The 13,056-nt window shown below is 42.1% G+C and carries 10 protein-coding genes; 2 read left to right on the top strand and 8 right to left on the bottom strand.

From position 1 onward, the window contains the following. Window positions 1-4: 4 nt before the first annotated feature. The 7 genes from aas to gpt all read right to left on the bottom strand — a co-directional run bounded on the left by aas (window position 5) and on the right by gpt (window position 7,740). On the bottom strand, window positions 5-2,149 hold the full coding sequence (gene aas, locus P2E05_RS04635) for a bifunctional acyl-ACP--phospholipid O-acyltransferase/long-chain-fatty-acid--ACP ligase (protein ID WP_276123026.1): 2,145 nt from the start codon (window positions 2,147-2,149) through the stop codon (window positions 5-7). Between the two features lie 108 nt (window positions 2,150-2,257). Continuing rightward, entirely contained in the window at window positions 2,258-2,758 is a 501-nt protein-coding gene (aroL, locus tag P2E05_RS04630) for a shikimate kinase AroL (protein ID WP_154625105.1), read from the bottom strand. 138 nt (window positions 2,759-2,896) lie between these two features. Beyond that, entirely contained in the window at window positions 2,897-4,150 is a 1,254-nt protein-coding gene (gene proA, locus P2E05_RS04625; protein WP_163860770.1) for a glutamate-5-semialdehyde dehydrogenase, read from the bottom strand. A 2-nt stretch (window positions 4,151-4,152) separates the two neighbouring features. After that, window positions 4,153-5,256: a glutamate 5-kinase gene (gene proB / locus P2E05_RS04620; protein ID WP_154625122.1), complete on the bottom strand. Its 1,104-nt coding sequence runs from the start codon at window positions 5,254-5,256 to the stop codon at window positions 4,153-4,155. A 116-nt stretch (window positions 5,257-5,372) separates the two neighbouring features. Continuing rightward, window positions 5,373-5,774: a sigma factor-binding protein Crl gene (gene crl / locus P2E05_RS04615; RefSeq protein ID WP_154625103.1), complete on the bottom strand. Its 402-nt coding sequence runs from the start codon at window positions 5,772-5,774 to the stop codon at window positions 5,373-5,375. 70 nt (window positions 5,775-5,844) lie between these two features. After that, window positions 5,845-7,095, bottom strand: a complete 1,251-nt coding sequence (gene frsA / locus P2E05_RS04610) for an esterase FrsA (RefSeq protein ID WP_154625102.1) — start codon at window positions 7,093-7,095, stop codon at window positions 5,845-5,847. 180 nt (window positions 7,096-7,275) lie between these two features. Continuing rightward, complete coding sequence (gene gpt / locus P2E05_RS04605; protein WP_154625101.1) at window positions 7,276-7,740, bottom strand: xanthine phosphoribosyltransferase; 465 nt, start codon at window positions 7,738-7,740, stop codon at window positions 7,276-7,278. Window positions 7,741-8,002: 262 nt separating this feature from the next. On the opposite strand from gpt, the gene pepD reads away from it, so the two are divergent. Continuing rightward, on the top strand, window positions 8,003-9,463 hold the full coding sequence (gene pepD, locus P2E05_RS04600) for a beta-Ala-His dipeptidase (RefSeq protein ID WP_163860768.1): 1,461 nt from the start codon (window positions 8,003-8,005) through the stop codon (window positions 9,461-9,463). Window positions 9,464-9,508: 45 nt separating this feature from the next. Here the strand turns inward: pepD and dinB are convergent, their stop codons facing one another. Continuing rightward, window positions 9,509-10,564: a DNA polymerase IV gene (dinB, locus tag P2E05_RS04595; protein ID WP_272658001.1), complete on the bottom strand. Its 1,056-nt coding sequence runs from the start codon at window positions 10,562-10,564 to the stop codon at window positions 9,509-9,511. A 172-nt stretch (window positions 10,565-10,736) separates the two neighbouring features. Here dinB and P2E05_RS04590 point away from each other — a divergent pair, with 172 nt between their 5' ends. After that, complete coding sequence (locus tag P2E05_RS04590; RefSeq protein WP_250000050.1) at window positions 10,737-13,043, top strand: TonB-dependent hemoglobin/transferrin/lactoferrin family receptor; 2,307 nt, start codon at window positions 10,737-10,739, stop codon at window positions 13,041-13,043. Window positions 13,044-13,056: the final 13 nt, after the last annotated feature.

Genomic DNA, 13,056 nt, shown 5'->3' with positions numbered 1-13,056 from the left:
ATCATCAATCCTCTAACGCCATTTGTTTCAGTGTCACAAAGTCTGTTTTACCGGAACCGAGTACAGGTAGCTCTTTCACCAAACGAATATCACGGGGAACGGCCAATTCCGTTAAGCCTTTACTTTTAGCGGCAGAAGAAAGTGCGCTTCTATCGAGGTCTTTATCCGTCGTAAACAGAACTAAAGCTTCACCTTTACTGCTATCAGGTTTAGTGACAACAGCATGATGTGCATTAGGGGACAAACTCAGGACCATCTGTTCAATGCTTTCGAGGGATACCATTTCTCCCGCGAGTTTTGCAAATCGTTTTACGCGGCCTTTAATAGTGCAATAATTAAGCTCATCAAGTACAACGATATCCCCCGTGTCATACCAACCTTTTTCTTGTTCCCCATGTTGGTTTTCCGCTGATGGCGCTTCAAGAATGCCCGGTGCCTCAACACGCAAATACCCTTTCATGATATTAGGGCCTTTTAATTGTAATTTCCCCCCATTTTCAATGCCTGAAATAGGGATAATGCGAGATTCCATTTGCGGCAATATTTGCCCTACTGTTCCTTCTTTAGAGGCCATTGGCACATTGATAGAGACAATCGGAGCGCATTCTGTAACACCATAACCTTCAAGAATACGGATACCAAACTTGTCGAACCAAATTTTCTTAGTGCTATCCGACAATTTTTCAGCCCCAGCAACGACATAACGTAATCTTGCAAAATCATATTGATGAGCAAAACGTGCGTAATTAGCTAAAAACGTTGATGTACCAAATAGAACAGTGCAATTTTTGTCGTAAACCAATTCAGGAATGATTCGATAATGCAATGGGCTGGGGTAAAGAAAGACTCGGCTACCAGAAAACAGTGGAATAAACAGCCCAACCGTTAAGCCGAAAGCATGAAATAGGGGCAATGATGACATAAAACGATCACGTGGTGTAAAGTCAGCGATCGTTTTGATTTGTTCCACATTCGCCATCAAACTTGCATGGCTATGTACCACCCCTTTAGGTGTTCCTTCTGAACCTGAAGTAAACAGGACGATAGCTTCATCATCGGCTTTACGCGGTATCACCGCTTTCGCTGGCATCAATAAGTGTTTAACGATCCAGAGTTTATCCCGCAGCGTGACCGTATCTTTTAAATCTTCAAGATAAATCCAATTCGCCTCGGTGACCTGCTCAGGAATATGGGTCAAATTCCCTTTTTCAAGGAACTTCCGTGATGTAAAGACAACTTTAGCTTGAGAAGCTTTGAGTGCATTACTGATACCATGACTACCCGCCGTGTAATTGAGCATCGCAGGCACTCGCCCACGCATTAATGCCCCAAAAATAGCGGCTGCCGTTACTGTTGTATTTGGCAATAATAAACCGATACGCTCATTTTCATGGGTATAGCGCTCAATGATTCTCCCTACACCTAATGATTTCTTTAACAATCCTTGGTAATTATCTTCTTTAAAATTAATGTCTTCAATACAAGGTGCACGGCGTCCAAAACGTTTTACGCTATCAATAAATTCTTCAACCAGTGTGACTTGAGGGCGACAAGCCATACGTGCTGATTTCATGATGTGATATAAGTGAACACCCGCTAAATGACGACGCTCAACCGCTTTAGGCGCTTCTGGCATCGGAATCATTTCAGCAGGTAAAATATGCAGGGTAATTTTAGGAAACCATTTAAGGGGAATGATGCCTTTTAAACGGCTAAAGTGACTACGTTCCGCCCCTTCAATACGAATAGGCACAACTTTTGCACCGGATTTGGCAGCGACAAACGCAGCACCATCATATATTTTCATCAAAGAGCCATGCACCGAAATACGCCCTTCCGGAAATATCACTATCGGACGGCCTTTTTCAACTTCTTTAACTAACTGACGTATGCCTAAAGGGTTTGCAGGGTCAAGAGGAACAATATCAACATAAGGTTTTAGCAGTTTGATCATTCTTGGTGTTGCGAACGTAGAATAAACTGCAAATACTGGCTTAATCGGTAAAAATAGCGCGACCAACACACCATCAAGAAATGAAACATGATTTGGTGTAATTAAGCATTTGTCTTGGTAGAGCGCTTTTTCATCCCCAACTAAGCGGACTCGAAATAAAAATCTAAGTACTGTCCTCAGCATGTTTGCCAGCATAATAAATCCCTATTATTTGATTTCATTTATCACTTAAGCGGATGATTATGTCGTAAAAACCCGTATAAAACTAAGTGTTTTATTCCTAAAATACCATTCAGAACAATATTATTTATCAAACTGAGTTAATTGATGAATAATTGATTCAATCGGCAACCCTGCATCAATCACATAGTGTGCCGTCTCCCGATAAAGAGACTCTCTTTGTGACATGACCTCTTCTATCTCTTCTAGTATCGATTTCCCTGTCAGACTTGGTCGTTGCTCTGCTTGAGGTTCTGCGGCAAGTCTCGCGGCTAAAATCTCAGGTGTAGCACTTAGATAGATAACCGTTCCATTCGTACGCATGACACGTTGATTTTCTTTTAATAAAATAATACCGCCTCCCGTTGAAACGACGGTGTCTGAGTGCGAGATTGATTTTAATACTTCACTTTCTAAATGACGAAAGTGTTCCCAGCCATATTGTTCTACAATCTGTGCAATACTGCTTCCTGCTCGCTCAACGATTAATTTATCAGTATCAACGAATTGGCACGATTTCTGTTCAGCCAATTTTTTTCCGATTGTAGTTTTTCCTGAACCTCTTGGACCTATAAGGTAAAACATCTGCATTCATCCCATCGTCATCATTATTATGGTACATGTGCCACTTGTTATAGATTTAATGGCTCAGTCTAAAAATGGCAAATCATCATAAAAACAAAGCCACACGCTAAGTGTGGCCTAATTATTGTTATTGAATTATTAAGCTCGGTTCAGGAAGTCGCCGTAACCAATCCATTTATAGGTGGTCAACGCATCCAATCCCATCGGCCCTCGAGAATGAAGTTTTTGTGTACTTACCGCTACCTCAGCCCCTAACCCAAACTGCCCACCATCGGTAAATCTTGTGCTCGCATTCACATATACTGCGGCTGAATCAACACGCTGTACAAAGTAATCTGCTTGATTAATCGACTCCGTTAAAATGGCATCTGAATGCGCGGTACCATAAGTGCGAATATGATTAATTGCAGCATCAATTCCAGCAACCACCTCAACGTTAAGGTCAAGAGATAACCACTCGTCCACTAAATTTTCAGGCGTGACAGCAACCACTTTCGCTGGGCCATTTTGTAAATACGGCATCGCTTGTTGGCTGGCATGCAGAGTCACCTGTTGCTCCGCCATTTTTTGGCTCAGTAGTGGTAAAAAATCACCCGCAATTTTTTCGTGAACAAGTACTGTTTCCAGTGAGTTACAAGCACTTGGGCGCTGAACTTTAGCGTTAATCAGCACATCAATGGCTTTATCAAAATTCACTGACTCATCAACAAAAGTATGGCAAACACCAATGCCCCCTGTAATAACAGGGATCGTTGATTGTTCACGACATAATTTATGCAAACCTGCTCCGCCACGAGGTATTAGCATATCCACATAACGATCTAATTTAAGTAATTGAGTCACTAGTTCACGATCAGGATTATTAATCGCTTGGATCGCATTTGCGGATATCCCACAATTTTTCAGTGCTTTTTGGATCACTTCCGTGATAGCCAAATTGGTATTGTGAGTTTCTTTACCACCTCGTAAGATCGCTGCATTACCTGTTTTTAAACATAATGCCGCAACATCAACAGTGACATTTGGACGCGCTTCATAGATAACACCAATCACCCCTAATGGCACACGACGACGCTGAAGATTTAGGCCATTATCAAGTTGGTTTCCATCAATAATTTGTCCTACAGGATCTGCTAATTGGCAAACTTTTCTCACATCAGAAGCTATATTTTTTAAACGTTCAGATGTCAGTAATAAGCGATCTTGTAATGCAGGCGACATACCCGTTGCCTGTGCTTGTTCAATATCTTTTTTATTCGCCTCAAGAATGACACGACTTTCTTGTTCCAGCAGATCAGCTATCTGCTCTAACACCGCATTTTTCTGTGTGGTATTTAATTGAGCGAGTTGCCATGAGGCTTCACGAGCCGCTTTTCCCATTTGTTCTAACATAATTAACCCACTATCATATCATCGCGGTGGACTGCAACAGAGCCGTGTTCATACCCAAGTATGCGGCCTATCTCTTGTGAATGATGACCCGCAATCATTCTTAATGCATCACTATTATAATGACTTACCCCATGAGCAAGGTCTTTGCCGGCCATGTTGCGTATTCGCACGACGGCACCACGAGAAAAGTCACCTTCGATTTTCTTGATCCCTTTTGGAAGCAGGGAACTGCCTTTTTCTAAAATGGCTAGTTGTGCACCGTCATCGATATATATATCGCCAGCAGCAGGTGCGCCGAAAATCCAGCGTTTGCGGTTTTCCATTGGGTTTTTCTGCCCATAAAAGCGCGTTCCTACCGGTATATTTTCAATAACGGCACTAATCACATCAGGTTTATTACCCGCTGCAATGATGACATCGATTCCGGCTCTTCCTGCCACATCCGCGGCTTGTAGCTTAGTGGCCATACCGCCTGTACCAAGGCCAGTAACACTTCCGCCTGCCATTTCTCGTAGCTCATCATTGATTCCATACACTTCAGGGATCAATTTAGCATTTGGATTACTGCGAGGATCTGAATCAAATAATCCTTCAATATCCGTTAATAGTAGTAACTTATCTGCATCTCCAAGAATTGCAGCAAGGGCGGATAAATTATCATTATCCCCAACTTTAATTTCTGCTGTTGCGACTGCATCATTTTCATTGATAACGGGCACAATGCCATTATCCAGCAGCGCTTGCAATGTATCTCGCGCATTCAAAAAGCGTTCTCTATCTTCGAGGTCGGCACGCGTTAATAACATTTGCCCAATATGGATGCCATAAATGGAGAATAACCTTTCCCATAATTGAATAAGACGGCTCTGCCCTACTGCGGCCAGAAGCTGCTTCGATGCAATCGTTGCGGGAAGTTCGGGATAATTAAGATGTTCGCGACCCGCTGCTATTGCCCCCGATGTCACGATAATAATACGGTGCCCTTTTTCATATTGCTGTGCGCATTGCCTGACTAGCTCGACGATATGCGCTTGATTCAATCGACGTGAACCCCCTGTCAACACACTGGTGCCTAATTTAACAACAAGTGTCTGGCTATTTTTCATCATTTTTCTGCCATTAAGATTAAAGAAACACAAACTAGCTATTATTTTTATCAGCTGGAGCGCGTTATGCCAACAGGCATAACGCTAAATTAAACAAAAGTTAGTTTAAAACAATTTTATACGCTTAATTCCAGCTTAAATTCTGCCATTTTTGCAGAAGGAAACAAAGAGAGCTCTAATTCCGCAAGCTGTTTTGAAAGAGATTGGTGAAAGGCGATGAGATTCTGTTCAATAGTATCAATGGTTGTATTGTCTTTTAAGGTCTTTGCTTGCCAATTACCTTGGCTATTATACAGACCAAAATGGTATGAATATTCAAATCCATTATCATTTGGCGATAGCAGCATCCACCATCCCCAAAATTCACGCTTTTCCGGCGCAATATTGACATTAACACAAACAGTGAGACTATCGAAAAAATAGCAACCGTCGACACATTGCTTTTCTCGTAGATAAGGTCCTAAAGCCGCAAACTTTTTTAAATACTTTCCATTAGAGTAATCATTAGGTAACGCCATGTAAGGATCTCCTTTTTGAGAAGATCCCTTTTTAGCAAAAGTTAAAAAATAATCAAGTCATTAAATAAAATTAAACTATTTTACTTTTTAACCAATCAACCGTTTCGCTGAGTGCTTTTTGATAATTCACAAAAATCGGTGTTGTGGGTAAAGTTAGCATATGACCGTCCATTGATGAGCGCATAATCAAATCCGATTCCGCTTTAGGGCTATAAATGTCACCTTTCCAATATACTGACATCATAGGTACTCGGCAGCGCCGCCCTAACAATCCTTGGTTTTTCAGTGAATAGCAACTTAGCTCATGACGTAACGCTGCACCGTCAACGTGATAGATACCTAAACGGCTAGCAAAAACGTCCAATTCCATACGCGGAATATCCCGCTGATATTTATCTTCATGCAATAAACTATGCACGATAGGACCTAATACCCCAACCGCTTTAATTTTTTCAGGACACATATAAGCTAGCCTTAAGGCTATATTTGCCCCAAAGCGTAATCCAACCAGCCCAAAACGTGTATGGTCGATCCATGGAATGGTATCTAATTGACGCACGACTTGCTCATGTAAGGCACTGGTCTCTTGAGATAGCTTATATTTAATGGAATAACCTATTGATGGCATATCCAATGTCAGCATCGCAATGCCGAGCGGCTCAAGATAATCACGGAAAAAACGGCAATAGTCGATTTGTAAACTATCGAGAGTTCCACATACCATCACCGTTGGATAAGGACCTTGCCCAGTTGAAGGTATGTGTAAAAAACCACAAACTTCTTTATTACCATCAACCTTAAATGCGATTTTTTTCAACTTATAACGAGAAAATTGTGCTGCGCTGTCATACGCTTTACAGGCTAATAAGACCGCTTGATCGGCTAATTCATCGCCTTTTATGAAAGGATAGGCGGCAATACTGTATAAATTCGCGGCGCGTAACCATGCTTTACTTGCCGCTTCTCCACCTTCAAACTGCAACGCTTTTTGTTGCCATTGCATCGCTTGATGAGACCATTCAAAACACCAGTTTCCTCGGCGGTTACCAATGACTGTATCAAGCAAATTATCATCACTTCGTTCAGCGTCAGTTACCGCAATACGGCTCAACACCTCTTCAATTTCTAACGCATCTATGCCTCGCCAAATCCACAATAAACGATTAATCATGCGATACCAGCCGGCATGCTGCGAGCCACTCAATACAGAATGGTTATTGATGATAGGCGCACTATAGGCTGAATAAGAAACGAGTGTCGATGTTTCAACCTGCCTAACTTTTGGTTTGAACAGTTTTTCGGAGAGATTTTGTTGAGTCATCCTAATAACCTGTTGGTTGATCTAAATAAAAAGGGAATGCCATCGCATCCCCTTATCTTATCGTTTTGTATTGAATTTTATTAGGTAATAATGTTTTAAGCATAATGTATAAAGGGATTCTCACCCTATATTAGCGTTATTTTTACCTATCATTTAGATCTAACTCAAAACAATAAAAGTTTATTTTTCTTGTTCACACAGAGGTTTAACAAATACAACCCCCATATCCCATGGCTGTTCAATCCATGTGTTTTGTGGGATATCGACGACGTAATCATCCACTAATGGACGACCCGCAGGTTTAGCGAAAATCGTGACAAAGTGTGCTTTCGGGTACATCTCACGAATAGCTTTTGCGGTACCACCAGTATCAACAAGATCATCGATGACAATGAAACCTTCACCATCACCTTCAGCGCGTTTAATCACATTCAATTCACGCTGGTTATCATGGTCATAGCTTGAGATGCACACAGTATCAACATGACGGATACCAAGTTCGCGTGCAAGAAGTGCGCCTGGAACAAGACCACCGCGGCTAACCGCGATAATACCGGTCCATTGGTCTACAGGTAATAAACGTTGTGCGAGTTTACGGGCATGTATTTGCAACATATCCCACGTTACGACATATTTTTCGCTCATAAAATTCGGGTCCCGACTACTGAGTAATACTGAAATGTGTCTTGCGGAAAAAAGGTTGCGCGAGATTATAGTGATTTGACGCAGCAAAAACCAGCAAAAACGGATAATTGTGATGAATTAATATTATTTGCACTGACTATTTATAACAATTAGGTGTATGCTGAGAAAATTAATCGTGTGGCCTGAATATCTGTGCTACGCCTTTTAAGCAGAATAAGTTGCTAAAAATAGATAAGACCAAAGTCGCTTAAGGAGATCCAACGTGTCTGAACTAGCCAAATTGTCACCACAGCCATTATGGGATATTTTTGCCAAAATTTGTTCAATTCCCCATCCTTCTCACCATGAAGAAGCGCTAGCAACACACATTATCGAATGGTCAAAACAAAAAGGGTTTCATGTAGAACGTGATCAAGTGGGTAATATTTTGATCCGCAAACCCGCGACCTCTGGTTATGAAAATCGTAAGCCTGTTGTTCTGCAAGCCCATCTTGATATGGTTCCACAGAAAAATAATGACACTGTCCATGACTTTACCAAAGACCCTATCCGTCCTTACGTGAATGGTGAATGGGTTACTGCTGAAGGGACAACCTTAGGTGCCGACAATGGTATTGGCATGGCATCTGCCCTCGCCGTCTTAGCTGATGACAGCGTTGAGCATGGGCCACTTGAAGTGCTATTAACCATGACTGAAGAAACCGGTATGGATGGCGCTTTTGGTCTACAAGCAGGATGGCTACAAGCTGATATTTTGATCAATACTGACTCAGAAGAAGAAGGCGAAATCTATATGGGTTGCGCTGGCGGTGTGGATTTCACAGCTACATTTGATCTGACTCGCGAAGCGATACCACAAGGTTACAAAACCTTTACCCTGACATTAAAAGGCCTAAAAGGCGGACACTCTGGTGGTGATGTCCATTTAGGTTTAGGTAATGCCAATAAATTGTTAGCGCGTTTCCTTGCTGGGCACCAAGAAGAGCTAGGCTTGAAACTGCTAGAATTTACAGGAGGCACAGTTCGTAATGCCATTCCACGTGAAGGACATGTCGTTATTGCGATAGCCGCAGATAAAGTTGCTGAATTAACCGCACTCAGAGCGCGTTATGAAGCTATCTTGCAAAATGAACTCGCTGTTGTTGAACCCAACTTAGTTCTGCTATTAGAAGAAACTCAAACAACATTAACGGCACTCACTGAAGAGTGTCAAAAACGCTTTGTATTCTTCTTAAACGCCGCACCAAATGGGGTGATCCGCATGAGTGATGTGGCGAAAGGCGTAGTGGAGACATCGCTCAATGAAGGCGTTGTTACCATGACAGAAGAGAAAGCAGAAGTGATCTTCTTAGTTCGCTCCTTAATCGATAGTGGCAAAAACTATGTTGTGAATATGCTCACCTCTGTGAGTCAACTGGCGCAAGCTAAATACCGTGCAGAAGGCAGCTACCCAGGCTGGCAACCCGATGCAAATTCCCCCGTTATGCATCTCGTGAGTGAAACTTATCAAAAACTGTTTGGTAAGGTGCCGAATGTTATGGTGATCCATGCAGGCCTTGAATGTGGTCTATTCAAAAAACCTTACCCTGACATGGATATGGTTTCTATTGGACCAACCATTCGTGGTGCGCACTCACCCGATGAGCGTGTCCATATCGCAAGTGTTGGTGAATACTGGAAACTATTGACTGCGGTTCTAAAAGCAATCCCAGTTAAAGGCTAATGAACGACGGCTAATCAAAGTATCCGCTCTACTGGGGCGGGTACTTTAAAGTTCTAACAATAATTGCCTTTCTAATTGTGGGCTTTGCAAAGTCACATGCAAACCAACCAGCCTAACCCCTCGATTTTCGCGACGATTTTCCCAAACCTGTTTAGCCAAAAGTACAAGGTCTTGCTTATCGAGTATTGGATAAATATGTTCCTGAGTTGTTTGCTGGAAATCATTAAATTTTATTTTTACGCCTTGGCGTGCAATACGCCGGTCAGGTTTTACTTTTGTCAGCCTGATTTCCAACTCTTCATATAACTTATCCAATAATGGCAAACACTCCTCCCAGTGATAAATATCCTTCACCAGAGTCCGTTCAACCCCCACAGATTTACGCAATCTATCAGGATTAACGGGCCGTTCATCAATACCATGGCAGCGTTCCCATAAGACCTGCCCAAACTTCCCCATTGCTTTAATTAAAGTGACAGCATCATAATGTTGCACATCCGCACACGTTTCCAATCCCATATCTGATAACTTTTGCGCCGTGACTTTGCCAACCCCCGGAATTTTTTTCAACGGTAATGACAACACAAACTCCGGTAAACGTTGAGGTGTGATGACAAACTGCCCATTGGGTTTATTTAAATCCGAAGCAATTTTGGCTAAAAATTTTATTGGTGCGATCCCTGCTGAAGCAGTCAGCTGTAGCTCATCAAAAATTTGCTGACGAATAGCCTCAGCAATCAGTGTTGCTGAGCCATGACAGTATTGGCTATCTGTCACATCTAAATAGGCTTCATCCCATGACAGGGGCTCAATTAAATCGGTATAACGAGAAAAAATTTTATGGATATGCAAAGACGTTTCTTTATAGAGAGCCATCCTACCCGGTAGAACTTTTAGATGGGGACATAACCTTAATGCAACCGCTGTTGACATGGCACTATGTACACCGTAGCGCCTTGCCTCATAGTTGGCTGTACTAATTACACCACGACGCTCAGCACTCCCCCCCACGGCAATAGGAACATTACGTAGACTAGGGTCGTCACGCATTTCTATTGCGGCATAAAAGCAGTCCATATCAATATGAATTATTTTACGCATTACAATCTCACCGAATAGATACTGTTTAAATATACAGTTTATTTATTAGGTGTGCAATTATTCCTCAAAAAAACCGTCAATATAAAAATAATTATCATTTTCATTACCGGAAAAACGTTCTCAAACGACTAATAGTAGATATTGATAAGAATGGTGAATTATCGAGAATATAATGAATAAAAATTCCACTCAGCAAGTAAAAATAGATAAACCAACACGTGCCTTTTTGTCTAGGCTCAATCGTCTCTCCTTTGCGAGTTTACTGATCGCTACCACAGCAGCCTCTGCGGACGGAGCAGAAACCGTTCTTGAGGCATCGCACAAACAAGAACAAGATCAACCCATTCAATTTCCAGCCCTATCTGTTGTTGGTCATTTAAATTCAAGTGTTGGCGCAGGCAGCTCAGTGCTTAAATTAAAAGATATCGAACGTACCCAAGCCAATAATCTGGCCGAGCTAGTCGATCAGTTACCGGGAGTCTCATCATCCGGTTCCCCTCGCCCTGGAGGGCAAACACTCAATATTTGGGGGATGGGAGATATGGAAGACGTTAAAGTCACTCTTGATGATGCGCCCAAGGGCTTTGAAAAATACCGCCAAGGTTCAGTGTTTATCGAACCTGAACTCATCAAACGTATCGATGTTGATAAAGGTCCACATAACATTATGGACGGCAATGGCGGCTTTGGTGGAACCGTCAAAATCACCACCAAAGATCCTGAAGACCTGTTACGGACAGGACAGCATTTCGGAGCGATGTTTAAATACAGCTATCACACCAACGACCGTCAAAATATTTATAGTTCAGCCTTATATGGCAAAACGCTTAATGGGATTGCCGATGGCTTATTGTATGTCAGCAAAAGAAAAGGGGATGATTTACGTCGTCCTGATGGGAGCCGATTCGGTTTTTCTCAATCAGATCAATTATCTTATTTAATTAAAAGCAATATTTACCTCAATGACCAGCACACTCTCAGTTTATCTGCAATGCGCTCAGAATCGGATAACTTAGTGCCTTGGGCTGCAAAACGAGATGAACTGAGCACACCAACACAAAGAGAGATCGACCAATATGGCTTTGATGGTGCGATCAAACGTAAATTGGTACAGCGAGATCAGCAAGATCAAAACTACAGCGTGAAGTGGAATTTTATCCCTGAAAATAGTGATTTGATCAATCTAACAGCCACATACGCATGGTCAAAAACCAAGCAGCATGACACTAGACCAGAAAATGCGTCTAAATTCTTAACGTCCAGCCTAGGTAATAAAAGCTGGGTTAACTATACAGATCAACTCTTTGATATTCATAATGAAAGTGTCTTCGATACGGGGAGGTTAGAACACCAAGTTACCATTGGTGCAAGATGGCATAAGAATGATCGTGGCATTTTGATGTTCGATGCAGGAAAAGCCAATAAGCCTGAATATAATTATGGTTATTTTCAACCGCAATTTATGCCTGCTGGAGTCCAAGAAACCACCAGCGCATATATCCAAGATGCAATAACTTGGAATAGGCTAACAATCACTCCGGGCGTACGCTACGATTATGTTACCAACAAGGGTAAAGGTAATTTAGCTGCAACCTATATGGAGCAAGACCCTCTCATCGGCCATGATTATCGTTCCGTCACTTATAGTGGTATCTCGCCTCATTTGGGGCTCCTTTGGAAAACAACACCTAACCTCACGCTTTTTGGTGATATTAGCCGTACATGGCGTGCACCTGTTATTGATGAACAGTATGAAGTGCAATTCGCTAATAGCAGTTTAACCGGCAGCAGCCGCAATCTAGGTAAAGAACGTATGCATGGAATTCGTTTGGGTGCAATCGTCGACTTCGACCAAGTCATACAAGCGGATGACCAGTTACAAATACGTACCACGCTATTTCGTAATAGAGGAAAAGATGAGATATTTCGTCGCCGTGGTGAATATTGTGAGGCAAAAAAATACGGTATAGGCGATTGCGAGAGACCCCTTTCGAACTATCGTAATTTACCCGGCTACACCATTGAAGGCTTAGAGATTGAGCTATTTTATGATAGTCCTAATCTTTTCGGTAAAATGGCCTATTCCACAATCAAAGGTGAACGTGATGCCTCTCCTCGTGACCCCTGGTTTGGACAAAAAACATGGATAGGTGAAATTCCACCCGATACCTTACATGTCATGTTAGGTTACAAATTACCGCAATGGCATACTCATTTTGGTGTAACAGGTGACTTTGTCGGACATCAAGTCCGTTCACCCGCAGATAGAGACCCTAAAGCCGACTCATGGGGATACCCAAAATCCAAAGGCTATGCGCTGTATGGCGCATTTGCGCAGTGGAATCCTGAATTTATTTCTGATACAGAGATCAGAGTTACTGCAACTAACCTTTTCGATCAAGATTATTATCCATATCTTGGCGAATCCGTATCCGGTGTGGGTCGAGATGTACGTTTAAGTATCACCAAATATTTTTAATATCGCGGATGGA

Source organism: Providencia stuartii (genome assembly GCF_029277985.1).
Lineage (GTDB): Bacteria > Pseudomonadota > Gammaproteobacteria > Enterobacterales > Enterobacteriaceae > Providencia > Providencia zhejiangensis.
This window is presented reverse-complemented; position numbering and strand designations above follow the sequence as displayed.